Annotated in this window: 20 protein-coding genes; 10 read left to right on the top strand and 10 right to left on the bottom strand. The window is 69.8% G+C overall.

Annotated features, from left to right (window positions below):
- Positions 1-15: 15 nt before the first annotated feature.
- From HUT19_RS39050 to HUT19_RS39030, 5 genes are all read left to right on the top strand, one after another.
- Complete coding sequence (locus HUT19_RS39050; protein WP_176185769.1) at positions 16-969, top strand: ABC transporter permease; 954 nt, start codon at positions 16-18, stop codon at positions 967-969.
- Positions 966-1952 (top strand): ABC transporter permease, encoded by a 987-nt coding sequence (locus HUT19_RS39045; protein WP_176185767.1) that lies wholly within the window; start codon positions 966-968, stop codon positions 1950-1952. Before HUT19_RS39050 ends, HUT19_RS39045 begins: the two co-directional genes overlap by 4 nt.
- Positions 1952-2986, top strand: coding sequence for an ABC transporter ATP-binding protein (locus HUT19_RS39040; protein ID WP_176185765.1), 1035 nt, complete (start codon positions 1952-1954; stop codon positions 2984-2986). Before HUT19_RS39045 ends, HUT19_RS39040 begins: the two co-directional genes overlap by 1 nt.
- Positions 2983-4005, top strand: coding sequence for an ABC transporter ATP-binding protein (locus tag HUT19_RS39035; RefSeq protein ID WP_176185762.1), 1023 nt, complete (start codon positions 2983-2985; stop codon positions 4003-4005). Before HUT19_RS39040 ends, HUT19_RS39035 begins: the two co-directional genes overlap by 4 nt.
- A 227-nt stretch (positions 4006-4232) precedes the next feature.
- The gene (locus tag HUT19_RS39030; RefSeq protein ID WP_176185760.1) at positions 4233-5198 is read left to right on the top strand and encodes a LysR family transcriptional regulator; all 966 of its coding nucleotides are present in this window, start codon (positions 4233-4235) and stop codon (positions 5196-5198) included.
- A gap of 8 nt (positions 5199-5206) precedes the next feature.
- Here the strand turns inward: HUT19_RS39030 and HUT19_RS39025 are convergent, their stop codons facing one another.
- The gene (locus HUT19_RS39025) at positions 5207-6154 is read right to left on the bottom strand and encodes a DMT family transporter (protein ID WP_176185758.1); all 948 of its coding nucleotides are present in this window, start codon (positions 6152-6154) and stop codon (positions 5207-5209) included.
- A gap of 71 nt (positions 6155-6225) precedes the next feature.
- Here HUT19_RS39025 and HUT19_RS39020 point away from each other — a divergent pair, with 71 nt between their 5' ends.
- Positions 6226-6834, top strand: coding sequence for a TetR/AcrR family transcriptional regulator (locus HUT19_RS39020; RefSeq protein ID WP_176185756.1), 609 nt, complete (start codon positions 6226-6228; stop codon positions 6832-6834).
- 920 nt (positions 6835-7754) lie between these two features.
- Here HUT19_RS39020 and HUT19_RS39015 read toward each other — a convergent pair.
- The 3 genes from HUT19_RS39015 to HUT19_RS39005 all read right to left on the bottom strand — a co-directional run bounded on the left by HUT19_RS39015 (position 7755) and on the right by HUT19_RS39005 (position 10323).
- A complete protein-coding gene (locus HUT19_RS39015; protein WP_176185754.1) occupies positions 7755-8738 on the bottom strand; it encodes a BtrH N-terminal domain-containing protein in 984 nt (327 codons plus the stop codon).
- A 539-nt stretch (positions 8739-9277) separates the two neighbouring features.
- Positions 9278-9739 (bottom strand): VOC family protein, encoded by a 462-nt coding sequence (locus HUT19_RS39010; RefSeq protein WP_176185752.1) that lies wholly within the window; start codon positions 9737-9739, stop codon positions 9278-9280.
- Positions 9736-10323: a DinB family protein gene (locus tag HUT19_RS39005; RefSeq protein WP_176185750.1), complete on the bottom strand. Its 588-nt coding sequence runs from the start codon at positions 10321-10323 to the stop codon at positions 9736-9738. The genes HUT19_RS39010 and HUT19_RS39005 overlap by 4 nt, the downstream gene beginning before the upstream one ends.
- Before the next feature lie 62 nt (positions 10324-10385).
- Between HUT19_RS39005 and HUT19_RS39000 the strand changes: the two genes are divergently transcribed.
- Positions 10386-11384 (top strand): YafY family protein, encoded by a 999-nt coding sequence (locus tag HUT19_RS39000; protein ID WP_176185748.1) that lies wholly within the window; start codon positions 10386-10388, stop codon positions 11382-11384.
- A 661-nt stretch (positions 11385-12045) separates the two neighbouring features.
- Here the strand turns inward: HUT19_RS39000 and HUT19_RS38995 are convergent.
- Positions 12046-13131: a DUF2855 family protein gene (locus HUT19_RS38995; RefSeq protein ID WP_176185746.1), complete on the bottom strand. Its 1086-nt coding sequence runs from the start codon at positions 13129-13131 to the stop codon at positions 12046-12048.
- A gap of 127 nt (positions 13132-13258) precedes the next feature.
- Here HUT19_RS38995 and HUT19_RS38990 point away from each other — a divergent pair, with 127 nt between their 5' ends.
- Positions 13259-13849 (top strand): TetR/AcrR family transcriptional regulator, encoded by a 591-nt coding sequence (locus tag HUT19_RS38990; RefSeq protein WP_254886041.1) that lies wholly within the window; start codon positions 13259-13261, stop codon positions 13847-13849.
- 63 nt (positions 13850-13912) lie between these two features.
- Positions 13913-14287: a hypothetical protein gene (locus HUT19_RS38985; RefSeq protein ID WP_176185742.1), complete on the top strand. Its 375-nt coding sequence runs from the start codon at positions 13913-13915 to the stop codon at positions 14285-14287.
- Between the two features lie 132 nt (positions 14288-14419).
- Here HUT19_RS38985 and HUT19_RS38980 read toward each other — a convergent pair whose 3' ends face one another.
- Positions 14420-14800: a hypothetical protein gene (locus tag HUT19_RS38980; RefSeq protein WP_176185740.1), complete on the bottom strand. Its 381-nt coding sequence runs from the start codon at positions 14798-14800 to the stop codon at positions 14420-14422.
- Positions 14801-15290: 490 nt separating this feature from the next.
- Here HUT19_RS38980 and HUT19_RS38975 point away from each other — a divergent pair, with 490 nt between their 5' ends.
- The gene (locus HUT19_RS38975) at positions 15291-16856 is read left to right on the top strand and encodes an oxidoreductase (RefSeq protein ID WP_176185738.1); all 1566 of its coding nucleotides are present in this window, start codon (positions 15291-15293) and stop codon (positions 16854-16856) included.
- Positions 16857-16865: 9 nt separating this feature from the next.
- On the opposite strand, the gene HUT19_RS43700 is transcribed toward HUT19_RS38975, so the two are convergent.
- The 4 genes from HUT19_RS43700 to HUT19_RS38960 form a co-directional block, all read right to left on the bottom strand.
- Positions 16866-17063: a hypothetical protein gene (locus tag HUT19_RS43700; protein WP_254886040.1), complete on the bottom strand. Its 198-nt coding sequence runs from the start codon at positions 17061-17063 to the stop codon at positions 16866-16868.
- A gap of 171 nt (positions 17064-17234) precedes the next feature.
- Positions 17235-17498 carry a hypothetical protein gene (locus HUT19_RS43695; protein ID WP_254886039.1) on the bottom strand — a complete coding sequence of 88 codons (264 nt, stop codon included), beginning with the start codon at positions 17496-17498 and terminating at the stop codon, positions 17235-17237.
- The gene (locus HUT19_RS44455; protein WP_176185736.1) at positions 17453-17857 is read right to left on the bottom strand and encodes a leucine zipper domain-containing protein; all 405 of its coding nucleotides are present in this window, start codon (positions 17855-17857) and stop codon (positions 17453-17455) included. The genes HUT19_RS43695 and HUT19_RS44455 overlap by 46 nt, the downstream gene beginning before the upstream one ends.
- A 25-nt stretch (positions 17858-17882) precedes the next feature.
- The gene (locus HUT19_RS38960) at positions 17883-19976 is read right to left on the bottom strand and encodes an AAA family ATPase (RefSeq protein ID WP_254886038.1); all 2094 of its coding nucleotides are present in this window, start codon (positions 19974-19976) and stop codon (positions 17883-17885) included.
- Positions 19977-20209: the final 233 nt, after the last annotated feature.

Here is a 20209-nt window from a genome sequence, read left to right as displayed (position 1 = left end):
CCTGTCGATCACACCATGTTCACCACCGCAGCTGACTCCGACACCACGGCAACCGCCCCACGGACGCCCACGGGCAGCGGCCCGTGGCAGCTCGCCCGCCGGGAACTGCGCCGCCGGGCCTCCGTGAAGGTCTCCCTGGTCATCGTCGCCGCCTTTCTGCTCATGGCGGCGGGCGCACCGCTGCTGAGTGCGCTCGGCGGCTGGTCGCCCGACGAGTTCGACAAGTCCGCCGTCGATCCCTACCTGGGCGGCAAGCCCCTCGGGCCGCTCGGCGGCATCTCCGCCGACCACTGGCTCGGCGTCGAACCGGTCACCGGGCGGGACCTGTTCGCCCGTGTGGTGCACGGCGCCCAGGTCTCCCTCCTGATCGCCCTGACGGCCACCGCGATCGTTGTCGTCGCCGGAACGGCGGCCGGGATCGCGGCCGGCTACTTCGGTGGCCGTACCGACGCCGTGCTCTCCCGACTGATGGACCTCACCATGTCGTTCCCGTCCCTCATCTTCATGATCGCGATGATGTCCGTGGCCAAGGACATCAACCGGATCGTGCTGATGATCGCGGTCATCGGCCTGTTCGGCTGGCCCGGTGTCGCCCGAGTGGTGCGCGGACAGACTCTCTCGCTCAAACACCGCGAGTACGTCGACGCGGCCCGCGTCGGCGGCTCCAGCTCCTGGCGGATCCTCACCCGCGACATCCTGCCCGGTGTGGCGGGCCCCGTCATCGCGTACACCACCCTGATCATCCCCGGCATGATCTCCACCGAGGCCGCCCTCAGTTATCTGGGCGTCGGTGTCCGTCCGCCCACTCCATCCTGGGGCCAGATGATCGCCGAGAGCGTCTCCTTCTACGACACGGACCCCATGTACTTCGTCATCCCGAGCGCCTGCCTGTTCCTGACCGTGCTCGCGTTCACACTCCTCGGCGACGCCCTGCGGGACATCCTCGACCCGAGGGGAAGCCGCATATGATCCTCTACACGCTGCGGCGGCTGGCCGGCGTCATGGGGGTGCTGATCGCCGTCGCCGCCGTCACCTTCACCATCTTCTACGTCCTTCCCTCCGACCCCGCCGCCGCGGCCTGCGGCAAGGCGTGCAGCACCGAACGCCTGGAGGCGATCCGCGCCCACATGGGTCTCGACCGGCCGCTGTGGCGGCAGTTCTGGGACTTCGTCAGCGGTATCTTCACCGGCCGCACCATGGGCACCGGTCAGTACGCGCTGCGCTGCGACTTCCCCTGCCTGGGCTACTCGTACGAGAACAGTGAGGCCGTCTGGGACCTCCTGATGGACCGGCTCCCCGTCTCCGCCTCGCTCGCCCTGGGCGCCGCCGTGCTGTGGCTGGTTCTCGGCCTGACCGCCGGTGTGGCCGCGGCCCTGCGCAAGGACACCCTCATCGACCGCGTCCTGATGGTCGGCGCCGTCGGCGCCGCCTCGCTGCCGGTCTACTTCACCTCGATGATGCTGATCTACGGCCTCATCCGGGTGGCGGATCTACTCCCCTACCCTCAGTACGTCTCCTTCGGCGACGACCCAGGGAGCTGGGCGTCGAACCTGCTGCTGCCCTGGCTGGCCCTCGCCATCCTCTACGCGGCCATGTACGCGCGTCAGAGCCGCAGTTCGATGATCGAGACGATGGCGGAGCCGTACATCCGCACCGCCCGCGCAAAGGGCCTGCCGCGCCGCACCGTCGTCGTCAAGCACGGTCTGCGCTCCGGTATGACGCCGATCCTCACCCTCTTCGGGATGGACCTGGGCGGTCTGCTCGCCGGTGCGGTGATCACCGAATCCATCTTCGGCCTGCCGGGCGTCGGGCGGCTCTTCTACGGGGCCCTGTCCACCGGCGACCAGCCGGTGATCCTCGGTGTGACCCTGCTCGCCGCCGCCTTCATCGTCGTCGCCAATCTGGGCGTCGACCTGCTGTACGCCGTCGTCGATCCGCGAGTGAGGTTGTGATGGCCGCCGATGCCACGTCCCTGCTGGCCGTAAGGGACTTGACGGTCACCTTCGCGACCAAGGACGGACCCGTACGTGCCGTCGACTCCCTCGGCTTCGAAGTCCACCGCGGACAGACCCTCGGCATCGTGGGTGAGTCCGGCTCCGGCAAGTCCGTCACCTCGATGGCGGTGATGGGCCTGCACACCGGCGCCGAGGTCACCGGCTCCGTCACGCTGGACGGCCGCGAGCTGGTCGGACTCGCGGAGCGCGACCTGAACCGGCTGCGCGGCAGGAAGATGGCAATGATCTTCCAGGACCCGCTCTCCAGCCTGCACCCCTACTACACGGTCGGCGAGCAGATAGCGGAGCACCACCGGGTCCACTTCGGCTCCCGCCGCGCCGCCGCCCGGCAGCGCGCCGTGGAGATGCTCGCCGAGGTCGGCATTCCGGAACCGAAACGCCGGGCGGGCGAGTACCCGCACCAGTTCTCCGGAGGTATGCGCCAGCGGGTGATGATCGCCATGGCGCTGGCCTGCGAGCCGGAACTGCTGATCGCGGATGAGCCGACCACCGCTCTCGACGTCACCGTGCAGGCCCAGATACTGGAGCTCATCGCCCGGATCCAGGAGGAGCGCTCCCTCGCCGTCATCATGATCACCCATGACCTCGGAGTGGTCGCCCGCGTCGCGCACGAGGTCCTGGTGATGTACGGCGGCCGCGCGGCCGAACGGGCCCCGGTGGAGACCGTGTTCGCCGCCCCGGCCCACCCTTACACACGGGGCCTCCTCGACTCCCTGCCCCGCCTCGACGACACCGACGACGCCCCGCTGCGGGCGATCCCCGGCAGCCCGCCGTCGCTGCTCGCCCCCGCACCGGGGTGCGCGTTCGCGCCGCGCTGCCCGCGGGCCGCCTCGGCCGACACCGACGCGAGGAAGCGCTGCGAGCGGGTCAGGCCCCGCCTGATCGCCTCCGACGCGCACGCGGTGGCCTGCCATCTGCCCCTGCATCCGGCCACCGCCCCCATGCACCACATCCGGAAGGTCACCCCATGACGCCCGCCGACACTCCGCACGCTCCACCCACCACACCCCTGCGTCCCCCCGCCGGTCCGCTGCTCTCCGTGCGCAACCTGACCAAGACCTTCCCCGGCAGACGAGGCCGTTCGGCCCCGGTACGGGCCGTCGACAGCGTCAGCTTCGATGTGGCGGCGGGCGAAACCCTCGGCCTGGTCGGGGAGTCCGGCTGCGGGAAGTCCACCACCGGCCGGATGATCGTGCGGCTCCTGGAACCGAGCGGAGGCTCGGTCTCCTACGACGGCCGCGACATCAGCCACCTCGCGCAGCGCGAGCTCAGGCCGCTGCGGCGGGAGATACAGATGGTCTTCCAGGATCCGCACTCCTCCCTCAACCCGCGCCAGACCGTGGCCCGGATCATCTCCGATCCCCTGCTGGTGCAGGGGAGTTCGGCCGTCGACGCGCGCCACAGGGCCGCCGAGCTGATGGAACTCGTCGGGCTCATCCCCGAGCACATCGACCGCTATCCGCACGAGTTCTCCGGCGGGCAGACCCAGCGCATCGGCATCGCCCGCTCTCTGGCCACGAGCCCCCGTCTGCTCGTCGCCGACGAACCGGTCTCGGCGCTCGACGTCTCCGTGCAGGCGCAGATCGTCAACCTGATGGAGCGTCTCCAGAGCGAACTCGATCTCGCCTACCTCTTCATCGCGCACGACCTCTCGGTGGTCAAGCGGGTCTGCGACCGAGTCGCCGTGATGTACCTGGGCCGCATCGTCGAAATCGGCCCCAGGGAGCGGCTGTACACCGCCCCCGCCCACCCCTACACCCGTGCCCTGCTGTCCGCCGTACCCCTGCCCGATCCGGTCGCCGAGCGGGGTCGCGAGCGGATCACCCTGCTCGGCGACCCGCCGAGCCCTGCGGCTCCCCCGCCCGGCTGCACCTTCCACCCCCGCTGCGCCAAGGCCCAGGAGATCTGTCGGGCCGAGGCGCCGGTGTTGGGCGTCACGACCCCCGGTGAGGCGCGTCAGGTGGCGTGCCACTTCCCCGAAGCCGCCTGAGGGGACACGGCTGTGTCCTGGACCGGTGGGGTCAGGACACAGCACACCGGATGCTCGTGACGCCGGGAGGGGTCAGACACCTACCACTTGGTGATCCGGGCGGTGTCGTCGCCGGCCGCGCTCTGGAGGCCGACGAGCGCCGTCGGCAGCAGCGCCCCTCGCCTCCTTGGCGCAGGGAGGGGCGTCTCAGGGACTCATTGCCTGAATATGACATGTGAGAACGTGTGATGGACCTGGAGATACGGCATCTGCGAGTGGTCTGCGCGGTCGCGGAGACCGGCAGCCTCACCCGCGCCGCGGCCTCGCTGGGGATGACGCAACCGGGTCTGAGCGCCCAGGTGCGGCGTATCGAAAGGCTCCTGGGAGGCACACTCTTCGAGCGTGGCCGCGCCGGAGCCGCGCCCACCTCGCTGGGCGTCCTCGTGCTCACCCGGGCGCACGCCATCCTCCCGGGCATCGACCGGCTGCTCGCGGACACCGAGCGTGCCGCCCTCCGCGCCGCCTCCCCGGCCCGCGTCCGCATCGGCTCGGTGGGCGCCCCGCTCCTGGGCCATCTCCTGCTGGCCGTACGCGATGTGGCGCCGCGGGCCGAGGTGACCGCCCGCTGTCAGTACGCGCCCGCGCCGCTCCTCGACGACCTCGCCGCCGGGCGCCTGGAGGCCGCGGTCCTCGGCGACCACCCGGGCCAGAAGCTCGCACCGCGCGATGAGGTGATCCTGCACCCGCTCGTCACGGAGCCCGTCTTCGCACTGCTTCCCGCGGACCACCCCCTGGCCGAGCGGGAAGAGGTGAGCCTGACCCGGCTCGCCGAGGAGGAGTGGGCCGTCCCCCGCCCCGACAGCGACCGCACCCACGAGTACTGGACGTCCGTCTTCGCCCTCACCGACCACCGTCCGCGCGCCCCCTACGAGGCCGAGGGGCGGCAACTGATCGAGATCATCCGGGCGGGGCTGGCCGTCAGCCTCTGCCAGGCCACCTTCATCGAGATCCCCGGCGTGGCCGTCCGCCCCCTGGCGGGCAATCCGCTCTGGTACCGCCATGTACTGGCTTGGCGCCGGGACAGCCCCCTCGCCCCGCACGGCGAGGCGATCCTGCGCCGGGTCCACGACGGCTATCTCAACAGCTGTGCGACCGGCTCCGTATACGCGCGCTGGCGGGAACGGCACCCGCACGCCGCACGTCCGCGGGGCTGAACGCCGACTCACGAGGCAGAGACATCAGGCGCCGTCTTGGCCGGCCTCGCGGGCTCGTTCGTGTCCATGTCCCGCGCGCGCACCCTGGTGGACGAGGTGTCACCGCGATAGACGATGACGACTGCTGCGAGGCCGACGGCCAGGCCGAGAGCGGTCTGCGGACCGAACGGTTCACCGAACACCAGGGCTCCCCAGACTGCCGTGACCGGGGCCATGAGGAACATGAGCGTATTGACCTTGGTAACTCCAGAGCGCCTCAGGATGAGCCAGTACAGCCCGTACCCACCGAAGGTCGACAAGGCTACGAGCCAGGTGATCGCGACCCAGAACGAGAGTTCCATGGGCGGCTTCGCGGCTCCGGCGCTCACGGCAAGTGCCGTGAAGATGACAGCACTGGCGCCGCAGTGGACGGTCATCGACACCGTGGGCGCGACCCGCGCACAGGACCGGCTTTCGAGGAACGTGGCCGCTACCAGCGAGAACATGCCGAGGAAGGGGATGAGATAGGCCCACCAGGCCTCACCGGTGCCGACCGCGGCGTCGGCCAGGGTGACGATGGCGACACCGCTCACCCCCAGGCACAGGCCGAGCACCTGCTTGCGCGAGATGTGCTGACGCAACAACGGTCCGGCAAGTGCTCCGGCGACGAGAGGCTGGACACCGTCGATCAGGGCTGTGGTCCCGCTGGAGACCCCGAGCTGGATCGCGTAGTAGACGGTGAGCAGATAACCGCTCTGCGACAGCACACCGATCATGGCCTGCCGTGCCACATCCCGCACCGCCAGGCCCCGCCACGACGTTCTGGAGACGGTGGCAACGACGAGCAGGATGACTGCCAGCGGCAGGAACCGCCACATCAGGATCGTGACCGCAGACGCACTGCCCGCGCCGAGCTTGGCCCCGATGAACCCGGAACTCCAGCAGAGCACGAAACCGATCGAGAGCAGGAAGTTCACGCCGCAGCCTCCACTAAACAGATCGGTATACTCGTTGGCCCCCACTATACAGATCGGTATACTGTTGGGGTATGGGCACCAGCGAGAGACCGCGACGGATCACGATGACGCCTGCCGCACAGCGCGTCCTGGAGGCCGCCGCGAGGCTGTTCTACGAACGCGGCATCCATGCTGTCGGGGTGGACCTGATCGCCACCGAGGCCGGGGTGACGAAGAAGACCCTCTACGACCGGTTCGGTTCCAAGGAGCAGATCGTCGTGGAGTACCTTGCGGATCGCGACGAACGCTGGCGGACCTTCCTCACCCAGCACCTCGCCGCCGCACAGCCGACACCGGCAGCCCGCGTCCTGGCCGTCTTCGACGCCTCACGCGCATGGTCGGCGAAGAACAGTCCCAAGGGATGCAGCATGGTCAACGCCCACGCCGAGATCAGCGACCCGTCCCACCCGGCCCACCCGATCATCACCGGACAAAAGCAGTGGATGCTCGCCCTGTTCACCGACCTCGCCAGGGACATCACCCCGGACGGAGCCGGCCGGCTGGGCCAGACACTCCTGCTGCTCCACGAAGGAGCACTCGTCGCCCACGGCCTGAACGTCTTCGCGGACCCCATCAGCCACGCCCGCGAACAAGCCCAAGCTCTCCTCGCCGCCATTGGAGACTCCGCAGCGAAGCGGTGAGGCAACACCCTGGACATCGCTTCTGCGAACCAGGAAGACGAGGAATAGGCACACGGCCGGGACACCGCCTCCGCCAGTAACTCGAGGGACCCCGGACACACCACCAACTCGCGCGCCGGCGACCGGCTGCCTGCTCGTCTTCAGCGCACAACCTCGAGGATCGGAGGGGCCCGCACGAAAGACACCCCCGGCCCCAACGGCTCCACACCACGGCGTTCGCGGCGGATGGACGGTCAACGCTCCCCTGCGCGTGCGGGGAGGTGGGCCAGGCCGGTGTCGAGCATGATGCGGTCAGGGCGTTTGCCAGGAGGATGCGGAGAGCATGCCGACGATCAGGGGGGCGGTGGCGTGCCCGTACCGGTCGGCCGGAACGAAGAGGCCTCTGGAATCCGCCGTCTGGGCGGGGGCTTCTCTCCTTCTCGCTGCCCGGGATTGGTTCGCGCCTGATGGGGCCGTCGGTAAAATCTGGGTTCGAGGGCAGCATGCAGGGGAGGCGGCACGATGAACTGTACGAACTGTGGGGCTTCCGTCATTCAGGGGCCGGACGGTAGCTGGTCGTGCAACAACTGCGGCGCGTCCGGGGTGGCGCCGACGGCAGCCGACTTGTATTACCGGACGTACACATGCACTGGGTGTGATGCCCAGGTTGATGGGGTGGGCGGGAAGTGGGCCTGTACCTCGTGCGGGGCAACATCGAGCTACGCGGAGCCGCCGGAGGGCTGGCAGTCCGAGCTGGACGAACACGCCGACCGCGACGGGTACGTGGGCACGGCCTGACCTGGGAGGGAGCTACGCCAGTCCGGTGAGCCGCCCGGCTTGCCTGCCGTTCGGGCGCCTCATCACCTGGATGATCCGGGCCACACCGTCACCGTTGCCTCGGTCCGGCCCTGGCTTCGCACATGACCCGTCGGACAGGCCTCCTAGAGCATGCTGAGTGCCCGCATCGCATCGCGTTCGATGCGCGAGAGCTCGTGGAGGATGGAGCCGGCCCGCATGAGGTCCTTCGCATCGCCGGATTCGCCTGCTGTCGCGACGAGTGCGGCCACCTGTGTCCAGAGGGTGGCGGCCTCGGCATACAGGCTGTGGCCAGTACGCAGATGGCTGCTGTCGATCAGCTGGGCACACTCGGCGAGGAAGTCCCGGTAGAGATTGCGGAACAGGGCGCCGCCGGTGCCGGCCCTCTCCATCAGGGCGGCGGCCCGTGGCAGGTCCTCCCGCGGATTGTCGCTGCGCTGCAGCCACTTCGGCACCTGCTTGGCGGTCTTCTCGACGCCCCGGTGGCCCAGGTTCGCGATGGGCGGGTTCAAGAACGCTTCGGCGCAGGTCTTGATCGCGGGGGTGATCCGGTCCTGCCATGACGTCAGGTTGCTGGGCGCTGTGATGGTGAAGGAGCGGTGCTTGGCGGTCATGGGGCCGCGCTCGGCTCTGGCCCTGGCGAGGCCGGCGAGGCTGGTCGAGACGGCTCCGCCCTGTGGGTCGGTGTCCACCAGGTAGGCGTCCTGTTCGTCGTAGCCGTACATGGCCACGACGTGCCCGCCGAAGTGCACCTTGGTGCTGAAGTAGTCCAGGTGGTAGCTGTCGAGCTGAAGGCCGACCGGCCGACCGGCGTCAATGGGTGCCGCCACGTTCTGCCACGCCTTGCGCGGGGAGGTGGTCTCCCCGACCAGCAGCTGAAGCCCGAGTACAGCGGTCAGGTTCCTGGTGAGCTCGAACGGCTTGACCCGGCCTCCCAGGAAGGGAAAGCCCATGCCTTTGCTGTCCCAGTAGATGAAGGACAGCCCGGAGCCGAGCCCGAACAGCATGGGCTCGGACAAGTCGAGTCCCTCATGGCGCAGCAGCACGCCCAGCGCCGTCGTCTCGCAGTGCTGCATACCGCGGACATCTATGTCCCTCACCACCGTCATGCCGCTGATTCTCCTCCCTCACCAGACGACAACGCCGTAGACGGGCGCGCCAGACCATCACGTCCCAGGCATGATCCGCCGGACAAGGCCCAGCAGGGCAGCCGCCATGTCGCTGGTCAGTGAACTCCCCGCTCGTCCATGCAGAACTCTCCCAAGGGTATCGATACGGCCGGAGGCAGAGCACAAGACCGGTACACCACGCCCTCGCGCACCGGCGGCGCGTGCACACCACGGTGACCTGTGGCGGGCCATGACGGCCACAGCCGACAGGCGTCTCTTCGTCGGGTCTCGCCCGACCCAGCGCAGCCCGGCCACACCACAGGACACCCTCACCACCCCAGACCACCACAGCACGGCGACGAACCGGCGGGTCTGCCCGGCCTGCCGCTACGCGCGCGGAGTTGCGCCACGTCAGGCTCCTGTCCACCAGGACGTGGTCAAGGCCCGAAGAGCCGGGCCGTCAGCCCGGCCACCTCGTCACCGCCGGCTACCCCGGCCGCGAGACCGGCCGCAGCTTCCGCGACTACGGCTGCGCTGCGTCAGTCCAGGCAGAACTCGTTGCCCTCGGGGTCGGTCATCACGATGAAGCCGGCGCTCATCGGAGGAGCGGGCTCGTCGCGACGTACCCGCTTCGCTCCCAGCGCGACGAGCCGGTCGCACTCTGCCTCCAGTGCCGCCATCCGCTCCTCTCCCTGCAGTCCGGGAGCCGCACGGACGTCGAGGTGGACGCGATTCTTGGCGACCTTGTCCTCCGGAACCCGCTGGAAGAACACTCGTGGGCCGTGCCCGTCCGGGTCCTCGATCGCCGATTTCGAGTTGTGCTGTTCCTCCGGTACGCCGATCCGAACGAGGAAGTCGTCCCACGCTGCCAGCGGGTCGGCGCCCTCGGGCAAGTCGACCCCGGGCGGGCCGGGGTGGACGTAGCCCAGTACATCGCGCCAGAAGGACGACAGCGCCCGCGGATCATGGGCGTCGAAGGTGACCTGGATGTGACGGCTCATCGGGTTGCTCCGTTCCTAGCGGGATTCGTGTGCAGGTAGAGGTCGCGCAGCAGACAGACCTCGGACAGGTGGTGGATCAGCTCGCGGTGGATGTGCAGCACCAGATCAACCATGGGCGCCTCGGGGAAGGGCTCTTTCTCACCGATCGGGCCCCGGAGCCCGGCGTCGCCGAGGCTGCGCACCCCGGCCAGCCAGACATCGAGCTGGGTCTCGAGCTGGTCGAGCGCGGTGGCCGCGTTGCTGGCGTACTCCCAGCTCTCGTATGACGCCGCCGACGCGCCGAAGTGCGCCGCGTTACGCGCGGCGAGCACGCCGACGATGACGTGACCGAGTCGCCAGGCGATCGTGGTGAAGGCCGCAGGGACCGGCTGCGGGAAGGCGAAGTCGATCGTGAAGTCCCCGGCGCCGACCTGCACGGGCGCCGTCGAGCTGCCGCGCGGTCGCACGCTCCAGGCGTCCGGCACCGGCGACCAGAAGTACTCGTCGTCGGTGAGGCCGTCGAGCCGGGCTCGGAGCTGATGGTTCCAGTGGAACTCCCACTGCTCGCGCAGCGTCCGGTTCCAGTCGAGTTCGTTCGCGTCCATGGAGCCACCCTGACACCTCCAGCGGACAGGATCGGTCCGCTATTTCTGGCAGGGTGGGCGACATGGACGTGGCAAGCGGTGACGAGCGGCGTACGACGGAGCGGGTGCTCACCCTCCTGGCGCTGCTGCAGCAGCGCCAGGTCTGGACCGGCCCCGAGCTCGCCGACCGGCTCGGGGTCACGCCGCGCACGGTACGGCGTGATGTCGAGCGGCTGCGCGCCCTCGGCTATCCGGTGCATGCCAGCCAGGGTGTCGGCGGCGGCTACCAGCTCGGCCCGGGGCAGGACCTGCCGCCGCTGCTTCTCGACGACCAGGAGGCGATCGCCACCGCGGTCTCGCTGCTCGCCGGCGCGGGTGGCGCGGTAGCCGGCGCCGGCGACGCCGCACTCCGGGCGCTGACCAAGCTCGACCAGGTGCTGCCCGCCCGGCTTCGGCACGAGGTGCGCGCGCTCTCCGGCTCGGTGGAGTCCTTTGGCGGAGGCCGCCCGCCGGTCGACTCCAAGGTGCTCATGACGCTGGCCAGAGCCTGCCGCGACGAGGTCGAGGCCGGCTTCGACTACCCGTCCGGGAGCGAGGTACGACGGCGGCGGGTCGAGCCCTACCGCCTGGTCGCCTCCGACCGGCGCTGGTACCTCCTCGCCTACGACCTCGACCGCGAAGACTGGCGCAGCTTCCGCGTCGACCGGATGATCGATGTGTCCGCACGGACCTGGCGCTTTTGCCCGCGCGCGGCGCCCGACGCGGCGACGTACGTGCAGGAGGGCGTGGCGAGCCGGGTCTACCCGCACCAGGCGCGCTTCCTCGTGCACGCGTCGGCCGACACGGTGCGGGCGCAGCTTCCGGCGTCGGCGGCCGTCGTACGACGGCGAGGGAGCGAGCTCTGCGAGGTGCTCAGTGGCGCCGCCAGCCTCGACGCCGTGCTCATGCACGTACTCCTGCTGGGGCACGACTTCGAGGTACTCGACCCTCCGGAGCTCGGAAGGCGCTGTCGCGCGCTGGCGGAGAGACTGCTGTCGGCCGGTGCAACGATCTCACCGGTGCCGGACATGGATGAGTCATAAGCCGCGACCACGCCGGCGCCGAGGAGCGCCTCCACTGCCTCTCTGCCGAGCACATCGACCCGATCCTCGGCCTCGTCATACGCCGGCCCGACCAGGCCGATCGTCCGCCCCGTCGAGCGGACCAACGTCACCGCGTCCTTCCTGAACTCATCGCTGCACTTCGACGGACGTCCCACCTGGACTTCTCCTCCCGGATCCTCCGATCCGATGGTCAGGGGTGTCCACGCTCAAGGGACAACCTCACAGCCGCCAGGCATCGAGCTGCACATCGTCTTGCACAACAAGCACACTGCTCGCCGCACCCGACGTCACGAACTCACAGATCCTGACAACATGTCAGGCATCCGCTCATAGACACGCCCCTGGCCAGCAGGAATAGCGATCTGCGACTGGCCTGGTGGAAGACGAGCAGAACCGACGGGTGTGGTGGCACCGGACCATACGGGGGCTCGGGCGCGCTCCAGCGGGTTCGCCACACCGGCCTCTCGATGCCGTCGGTGTCCCTCACCTTCCGCTGGAAGAACCGGGCGTACCTTCGCCCCGCCGAGTTGGCGACATGGCCTGATCGCAGCGAAGCATGCGTTGGCGCCGTACCGCGGACCGAGGCGTGGGCGGGGGAACGCGCGCGCATCGGCCCGCACATCGAGCGGAACGGCCATCGCTATGGGGTGATGATGTGGCCGACACGCGGCGAGACCCGCCCCGACTGGACCTCGTGCCAGACCCGCTCGAGGCTCTGGGGGCCATGGCTGTGCACGATGTCGACCCACCCCTCGGCCACGGGCAGGAATTCCTTCCACGCCCCGGCGAAACGGCGGTCCAGTCCTTCCCGCCCCCAGTCGCCGATGCGCTTGCGCATCTGGTCGGGAGCGAAGAACATGCCCGGTCCCGTCTCCGCGAGGGTGCCGGCGGGCGCGGGTTCCTGGTTGGTGATACCGACAACCACCTGGTGCACCAGGGCGTCGCCGAGGTGCGCGCCCAGCCGGCCGGACAGTTGCTCGTCGCCCGCGAAGTCGGCGTACAGCGTCTCCGTGCGCGGGAGCCGGGAGACGTCTTCGTAGGTCAGCACCCGGTCGTAGCAGCCGAGGCCCTCGGTGAAGGCGAGGTTCCGCGGGGAGGTCAGGCCGACCACCTCGCATCCCTGCCCCTGGAGCAGGTGGGCGGCGCCGTAGGCGGTCTTGCTCGAGGCGGAGGACAGGACGACGGTCTTCGCGCCCATCCAGACGTTGTCGACGAGCCAGTCGGCCAGCATGAACGAGGTCCAGAACAGCGGGCGGTACAGAACGTGAAGGTCCTCCCGGCCGGCCTCGTAGGCGAGGTCGCCGGTGGTGAGAGCGTAGGCGTTGTAAGGCCGGGGCAGTGTCCGGCGATGGGGGCTGGCCTCGCGGAAGCCGCGCCCGTCAACTCGGTCGGGGCGGACCAGCAGATGACTCGCGGACGGGAAGTAGCCGTAGTAGCGGTCGCCGGTCTCGATGCCGTCCACCCGGGACGCGACGACGTCGGCGAAGCCCCAGAGGGGGACGATGCCCCAGTCGGCGCGGGGCGCGGGGAAGAACTCCCAATAGCGGAACGAGTCGCCGAGCGCGGCGTAGGTGACGTTGTTGGCGGTCAGACCTACCCGGTCGACGCGCAGCAGCGCCTCGCCGTCCCCCACCTGCGGGACGGGGGTGTCGGCCAGTTCCGCGGCGGAAAGGTCGTCGCGACGGACGAGCAGGTTCCAGGCGTCGGCAGCAGTGGAGTTGTCCATGACCGGAACATACTTGAATCCGAATTCGGATTCAATACTGGGCTAGGATACGCACATGCTCTCCCCTGACCCTGAAACCGAACAGCCCGCGCGGCCCCAGCCACCCGGGACTCGCACTCGACGCGGCATGCGCACCCGTGACGCCCTGGTGGCAGCGGCACGGCGGGTCATCGAGCGGGACGGCTACCTGGACGCCCGCATCGTCGACATCGCGGACGAGGCCGGAGTGGCCACCGGCAGCTTCTACACGTACTTCACATCCAAGGACGACGTGTTCGCCGCCGTCCTCGCGCGACTGCAGGACGAGATGCTGCACGCGGGAGTCGGCGATAGCGACGACCGCGGTGACGGTGGGCCCAAGGACCTGTGGCAAGGAGTCGAAGACGCCAACCGCGCCTATCTGGACTCCTATCGCCGCAACGCCGCCCTGATGGCTGCCATGGAACAGGCCGCGGCCATCGACCCGCAGTTCATGCGGCTGCGGCTGGAACGGTCGCGCGTGTTCATCGACCGCAGTGCCGCCGCCATAGCCCGCCTCCAGCAGTCGGACCTCGCCGACCCGGAGCTCGACCCGGACATCACCGCGCGGGCCCTGAGCGCGATGGTCAGCCGCCTGGCGTACGCGACCTTCGCCCTGGGCGAATCCGTGCCCTTCGACACGCTGGTCGAGACCGTCACCCGGCTCTGGACGAACGCACTGCGCATGCCGCGGGACTGAGCCCGGCACCGGCGCACCCCGCGGCCCGGCTCATAGCGGCGCCGCGCCGCCCGGTGGTGGAGGGTGGCGCCACCCACCAGTGGACGAACTGGACTCGGCGACCACGACGCCGTCTGCGATCGGCTGCTGCCGGTGGAGCGGACCTGCCTGCACGCCCGCTTCGCGGCCGCACTGTCCGGGATGCCGCAGCAGATCGCCCAGCTGGCGGCCCATGCGTATGCCGCCGGTGACCACGCTCTCGCACTCACCGCGGCGTGGGAGGCCGCCGGGCGGGACAAGCTCTCCGGTGCCGAACCGGAGCGGCTGCACCTGCTGAAACGGGTCCTGGAGCTGTGGGACACCGTGGACAGCTCGCCAAGGCTCCACCGGCTCACTGTGCTCGACCACGCGGTGGAGGCCGGCTTGGCCACCAGCGCGGTCGATTCGGGTCTGCGTTGACCGGCCGAGGCGTTGGCCATCGCCCCGCACCCGCACCGGTTCCATCAGCGGGCCCGACTGAAGAACCTGGGCCGCAGCGGTGGCCTCGAAGACCCGCTCACAGCGCTGGAGCTGTTGCCCGAGCCGTCGCTCCTACGCGGCCAGATACTGTCCGATCTGGCCGTCACCAGCGTGTCCGCCGGCGATGCCGTCCAGGGTGAACGCCACGCGCGGGCCGCGCTTGAGATCGCCGAGCAGCTGAACGACGCTCCTCTCATGGCGTGCGCCCACGCCTACATGGGCCTGGCCACCGCAGCCGGGCCGAAGAGCGCTCGCCACCACTTCACCGCGGCCCGAGCCACCGCGGATCCACGGACGACCATCGACGTCACGACAGGGGACCTCCGGGTTGGCCGAGGATGCCTGGCTCATCGCGAACCCCCGATCGGCTTCGACGCCGAGGACGTTCTCGGTCGTCTGGTAGACCAACGCATACGGTGCGCAACAGGACGAGGGCATCACCGAGGCGATCATCGGCCCGTGGTTCGCCACCGGCGGCGCACGGCGCGACCGCTACTGCGCCAACCGCGCCGACGGCCTCCACCCATCAAGCGGAGAGGACCTGCTGCCGGCCACCACCTGACCCCCTCATCAATGCCATCTGCTCCACGAAACCTCCGATCCTTGCGGATCCAAGCCGTGCTCTGAGCTTGACCTTCACGTCCTGAGACGGTCGCGTTCGACGATGGTCTCGGGGCGTCCGATGATTTGCCCACGTCCCGTAGCGGGTGGCAGGCTGCCGGTTCTTCGAGCCGAGTGACCGTCGTGGCCCCGGTTGTAACGGTTTGGGCGCACGGGGCCGGGCAGACGACCAGCCGCCAGGGCAAGCGTGCCCACGTAGTCGGGGGTTGCGGAACACCCGCGTCAGATCGGGCGCCAAGAACTCCTGACGGAACTGGGCCTCCCTTCAATCGGTGCGCGGTGGGGCCAGGCGAGCACGAAGGAAGATCACTACTCTGCATGAGTGCTTTCCTACGACGAGTTGACTCCACCTGAGCGTGAGCTGTGGGATGCGTTCCCCGACGGGCGGCGGGTGGACCTGCGTACGGGTACGCCGGAGGAGGACCGGGTCGCCGACGGCGGACGGTGGGGACCTGAGCGGACGGTGCGGGCGGCGGTGGTCGCCGCGTTGTTGCTGGGCGCGAACACCGGGCAACCAGGTGCGGTGGCGCGTCTGAGGCTCACCGGGGCACGGATCTCCGGACGCCTGGACCTGGCCGGCGCGCAGATCGCCCATGCCCTCTGGCTGGAGGAATGCTGGTTCGAGGAGGCGGTGAATCTCCTCGGCGCGTCGACGCAGACCCTCGTGTTGACAGGCAGCCGGATACCCGGCATCGAGGCCGATTCGGCCCGCATCGAGGGCAACTTCTCCCTTCGGCACTCCGTGGTGGAGGGCGGCGCCCCCACACCCTTCAACCGCCTGAGCACCGCCCTGTCGCTCACCGACGCCCGGGTGAACGGCGGACTACTCCTCAACGGGGCCGAGTTGATCGCACCCGACGGGTGGGCCCTGTCGGCCGGTGGCCTAGCCATGGAAGGGGGAGTCTTCTGCCGAAACGGGTTCGTCGCCTACGGGGAAGTCCGGCTGATGGGGGCGCAATTGCCGGGCACTTTGGCCATGCAGGGCGCCCGGCTGGAAGGACCCGGCCCACGCGGCGTGGCCCTCACCCTCGACAACGCCATGGCCGCGTCGCTCAAGTTCTCCGAGGGATTCACCGCGAACGGCACGGTACGGCTGCGCGGCACCCAGGTCACGGACAACGTGACCTTCGATGGAGCCGTCCTGAACGGCCCGCCCACCGACGACGGAGACACCCCGGCCCTGATCGCCATGCACCTGCAAGCCGTCGACTTCGATCTCACCCTCGCCCGCCCCCCGTCCGGCGCCCTCGATCTGCGGGGCGCCCGGGTGTCGTACCTCCACGAGAACGAGCACAGCTGGCCGGAGAGGGTGGAGCTGGACGGCTTCGTCTACGGCTCCATCAAGACGGCGGACGCCAACGACGAGCGCCACGAGGCCGTGGGCGACCGGGAGTCCGTGGCCCGACGCGTGGCATGGATCCGCAGCAGCCCGGGCTACAACCCACAACCGTACGAGCAGTTGGCAGCCTGGTACCGCAAGGCCGGGCACGACGACGACGCCCGCCGCGTCCTCCTCGCCAAGCAACGCCACCGGCGCCGCTCCCTGTCCCCGGCAGCCCGCGCATGGGGCCATCTCCTCGACGTGACCGTCGGCTACGGCTACCGCCCCTGGCTGGCCGGCATCTGGCTCCTCGCACTGATCCTGCTGGGCACGCTGTCCTTCGGCACTGACTCCCCCAACCCGGTCAAACCAGGCGAAGGCGCCCCGTTCCAGCCCCTCGTCTACACACTCGACCTCTTGATCCCCATCGGTGGTCTGGGCCAGCGCACGACCTGGTACTGGTCGAACGACAGCCTCCAGTGGCTGGCCTACCTACTGATCGCCTTCGGCTGGGTGCTGACGACCGCCGTCATCGCGGGTGTCACGCGCACCCTGCAGAAAAACTAGCTGTGAGTCTCATGGCATTGGTTCCACGAACTCCTCGAACGTGAGCTGCTGCGGGAGCGTGTCGAGTGGTTCCGGCGGCTGGTCGAAGGTAACGCGGTTGTCACCGCCGGAGATCCGGCTGATGGGCGGTCGGCCTCCGAGCGCGGCGTGCGGCCGCTCGTGGCTGTAGTAGTTCAGGGACGTCCGCGAGTGCCGTGCGGCGTTCATGCTCGGAGGTGTAGTTGCGGACGGAGGCCCACTCCCTGGCGCGTGTGGCGTCATAGCGCTCGGCCTCCCCGTTCGTCCGTGGGGTGGAGGGGCGCGTGCGCTTGTGCTTCGTCCCCTCCGCGGCGAACGCGGCGGCCCAGGTCCGGGACCGGTAGCAGGCGCCGTTGTCGGTCAGGACACGGCGAATCGGCGTGATGCCGTGTCCTCCAGGACCTCGGTGCAGGCGAGCCGGGAGTGGTCGTCGAGCGCGGAGTGCGGGAACGTGTAGCCGATCTTCCCTGTGTCGGGGCCGGTGCGTTTGGAGGCACGGGCAGCCCCGGTGCCGATGCCGTGCATGCGCCAGCCGCCGCCCTGGGGGATGCGTCCGAGTCTCTGGATGTCCACGTGGATCAGGTCGCCGACCCTCTCGTACTCGTAGCGGATGACTTCGCGCATCTGCTCTCCGGTCGACGGACCGGGATCCCGCAGCCGGTCAAGTCCTCGCCGAACCAGGATGCGATGGACCGTTGCCGGCGCGAGCGTGACGCCGTGCAGCCGCTGAGGACCGGCGGCGAGGCGGGTGGGCCCGTGCTTCGCCTGCCGCCGCAGCGCCTCCGCCAAGTCCGCGAGATGTCCTCGGCGGTGCGGGCTGGGCCAGTGGCGGGTCGGGAAGAGCGGTCGAGCAGGCCGCTCTCGCCGTACGCGCGCCGGCGCGCGTACCACTTGGCCAGGCAACGGCGGGAGATCGCGGCGTCAGCGGGCGTTAGGATGTCCCGTCCTATCAGCCCATCGAGGTACCAGCTGTGAGCGCCCATCAAGGGGCGTCATGAGGCGTGAGGTTCACGTGGAGTGGACGGCGATCGAGCAGAGCCTCTTGGTGGCACGAGTGAGAGCGACATACAGGTCACGTTCGCCGCTGGGGCGAGCCTCGATGATCTCCTGCGGGCCGACGACAATGCTCGCGTCGAACTCCAGGCCGCGGGCCTCGGAGGCCGGCACGAGCCGTGCCCACCGTGTGACGTCGGCCGACGCCACGTCGTCGAGCCGGGCATCCGCGCAGATCACGGCGAGCAGGTCGCCCGGATGTGCTGCGGCCTGGGCCTGGAGCTCCCCGGCCACGGTGGCGGCGAGTGTGTGCGGATGTGCGGTGAGGCTGCGGGGAGGCTCGCCGTGGCGGATGGACCGGATCGGCGTCTGACCGGGGGCGATCCGCACGAGTAGGTCGCGGGTGGCGGCCAGGATCTCCTGGGTCGTGCGGTAGCTGACGGTCAGGGTGTGCAGGCTGAACCGGGTGCCGAGATGCGGGCCCAGCGCCTGGGACCAGTCGCTCGCTGCCGTCGCGGGGCCCGCCTGGGCGAAGTCGCCCACCAGCGTCATCGACCTGGCCGGGCACCGGCGCAGCACCATCCGCCACTGCATGGCGGTCAGCTCCTGGGCCTCGTCGACGACGACGTGCCCGAACGTCCGCCCCGGCGGCCCGTCCACCAGGTTCGCCGCCTCGTCCAACAGCGCCACATCGGCATCGGTCCACGGGTCGTCAGCAGAGCGCAGCAGCCGTGAGCGTTCGTCATCGGTGAGTGACGGCAGATGTGTGGCTAGCGTGCGGGTGCCCGTCAGCAGGGCCCGTACGACCGTTTCGGGCGTCAGCCGTGGCCAGAGCGATTCCACCGCGCCCTCGGCGTGGGCGTCGCCCATGAGGTTCGCGCGCAGCGCGTCCGCATCAAACATCTCGGCCGGGTGGGCGGCGGCCGGCGCGCCATCGAAGCCGAGAGCTTGCAGGTCGGCCGCGGCCGCGGCATCGAGGTCAAGGCTCGTGCTTTCAGTGATCTCGGCGTCGATGTGCGCGAGGGCTTCGGCAGTGCCACGCTCCACCGTGCTCGTGACCGTGCCGATCAGGTGCTCTTTGAACACCTCCCGCGCACGGTTGTGCGCCAGGCCGCTCGCCACCGCGGCCTCTCGTGCCGCCGCGACATCCACGCTCGCCAGCCGGACCCACTCCTGACCCACGCGTACCGCGAACCGGGCGTCCGGAGGCGCCTGCCGAGAGTGCACCAGGCCCTCCAGCGCCGCAGCCATCGCGGAGCTGCCCTTGAGCCGTGCGGCATCGGACGGCTCAACAGTGGCGGGCACCACTCCGGCCAGCTCCCCGCACGTCGCCAGGGCCACGTCGTTCTCCCCGAGCGAGGGGAGCACGCGCGAGACGTAGTCGAGGAACCGCGCGTTCGGCCCGAGCACCAGGACACCGCGCTCGGCGGCGCGCGGGAACGCATACAGCACGTACGCCGCCCGGTGCAGCGCGACGACGGTCTTGCCCGTGCCCGGGCCGCCCTGCACCACCGTCACGCCCCGATGCGGGGACCGGACGATCGCGTCCTGCTCCGCCTGCAGCGTCGCCACCGCCGCGCTCATCCGCCCCGTGCGCCGCGCCTCCAGCGCCTCCGTCAATGGACCGTCGCCGACGACGTCGCCGGCCGTGGGTTCGGATCCGTCCAGCAGCTCGTCGCTCACCGCGCGCACAGCGCGTTCCTCCACCCGCAGGTGACGGCGCCGCCGCAGCCCCAGCGGGTGGACGGCCGTCGCCGCGTAGAAGGGCCGCGCCGCTTTCGCCCGCCAGTCGACGAGCAGCGGCAGGTCCCGGTCGCCCAGGTGCAGGCCGAGCCGTCCGATGTGCAGGACAGTGCCGTCCACGCCGTCGATCCGGCCGAACGCCAGCCCCTCCTCGGCCCCCACGAGCCGGTGGACCTGCCGTGCCAGGTGCTCTGCGGCGACATCACGCGCGTACACCTCTTCCGCGCTGTCGGCCGACGACTTCAGTACGTCTTCCAGCTGGGCCCGTACCTCCGCCACTCGCTCGTCGAGCAGCCTGTACATCGCGGACACGTGGGCCTGCTCCACCTCGACCTGCCCTGCGGCACCCTGGTTGAACTGCGGCAAAGCCGTACTCCTCTCGACTCGGCCCTCCACTATGCAGATAAATCTCCATGAAGGTAAGGCTTGACTTACTTGTCCGCATCAACCGCCCGGGCCCGGTTCGCCACCGGACCTCTCGGGTTGAGGGATGGCCGGGCTGCAATTCCGGTCTGAAGAGATCCGAGCTGGAGGACGCCCGGCATGCGCCGCCATGCCGGAGCCCTTGTGCCGTCGCCTCGCGCTCGACTACGCGCCGC

The organism is Streptomyces sp. NA02950, assembly GCF_013364155.1.
In the GTDB taxonomy this organism is placed as follows: domain Bacteria; phylum Actinomycetota; class Actinomycetes; order Streptomycetales; family Streptomycetaceae; genus Streptomyces.
The sequence above is the reverse complement of the archived record's forward strand: the minus strand, read 5'-3'. Positions and strand labels throughout refer to the sequence as shown.

What these genes read in the sequence shown, in the direction of transcription:
- HUT19_RS39050 (WP_176185769.1), top strand. Translation starts at nt 16, where the DNA reads ATGTTCACCACCGCAGCTGACTCCGACACCACGGCAACCGCCCCACGG.
- HUT19_RS39045 (WP_176185767.1), top strand. Translation starts at nt 966, where the DNA reads ATGATCCTCTACACGCTGCGGCGGCTGGCCGGCGTCATGGGGGTGCTG.
- HUT19_RS39040 (WP_176185765.1), top strand. Translation starts at nt 1,952, where the DNA reads ATGGCCGCCGATGCCACGTCCCTGCTGGCCGTAAGGGACTTGACGGTC.
- HUT19_RS39035 (WP_176185762.1), top strand. Translation starts at nt 2,983, where the DNA reads ATGACGCCCGCCGACACTCCGCACGCTCCACCCACCACACCCCTGCGT.
- HUT19_RS39030 (WP_176185760.1), top strand. Translation starts at nt 4,233, where the DNA reads ATGGACCTGGAGATACGGCATCTGCGAGTGGTCTGCGCGGTCGCGGAG.
- HUT19_RS39020 (WP_176185756.1), top strand. Translation starts at nt 6,226, where the DNA reads ATGGGCACCAGCGAGAGACCGCGACGGATCACGATGACGCCTGCCGCA.
- HUT19_RS39015 (WP_176185754.1), bottom strand. Translation starts at nt 8,738, where the DNA reads ATGACGGTGGTGAGGGACATAGATGTCCGCGGTATGCAGCACTGCGAG.
- HUT19_RS39010 (WP_176185752.1), bottom strand. Translation starts at nt 9,739, where the DNA reads ATGAGCCGTCACATCCAGGTCACCTTCGACGCCCATGATCCGCGGGCG.
- HUT19_RS39005 (WP_176185750.1), bottom strand. Translation starts at nt 10,323, where the DNA reads ATGGACGCGAACGAACTCGACTGGAACCGGACGCTGCGCGAGCAGTGG.
- HUT19_RS39000 (WP_176185748.1), top strand. Translation starts at nt 10,386, where the DNA reads ATGGACGTGGCAAGCGGTGACGAGCGGCGTACGACGGAGCGGGTGCTC.
- HUT19_RS38995 (WP_176185746.1), bottom strand. Translation starts at nt 13,131, where the DNA reads ATGGACAACTCCACTGCTGCCGACGCCTGGAACCTGCTCGTCCGTCGC.
- HUT19_RS38990 (WP_254886041.1), top strand. Translation starts at nt 13,259, where the DNA reads ATGCGCACCCGTGACGCCCTGGTGGCAGCGGCACGGCGGGTCATCGAG.
- HUT19_RS38980 (WP_176185740.1), bottom strand. Translation starts at nt 14,800, where the DNA reads ATGATCGCCTCGGTGATGCCCTCGTCCTGTTGCGCACCGTATGCGTTG.
- HUT19_RS43700 (WP_254886040.1), bottom strand. Translation starts at nt 17,063, where the DNA reads ATGAACGCCGCACGGCACTCGCGGACGTCCCTGAACTACTACAGCCAC.
- HUT19_RS43695 (WP_254886039.1), bottom strand. Translation starts at nt 17,498, where the DNA reads ATGCGCGAAGTCATCCGCTACGAGTACGAGAGGGTCGGCGACCTGATC.
- HUT19_RS44455 (WP_176185736.1), bottom strand. Translation starts at nt 17,857, where the DNA reads ATGGGCGCTCACAGCTGGTACCTCGATGGGCTGATAGGACGGGACATC.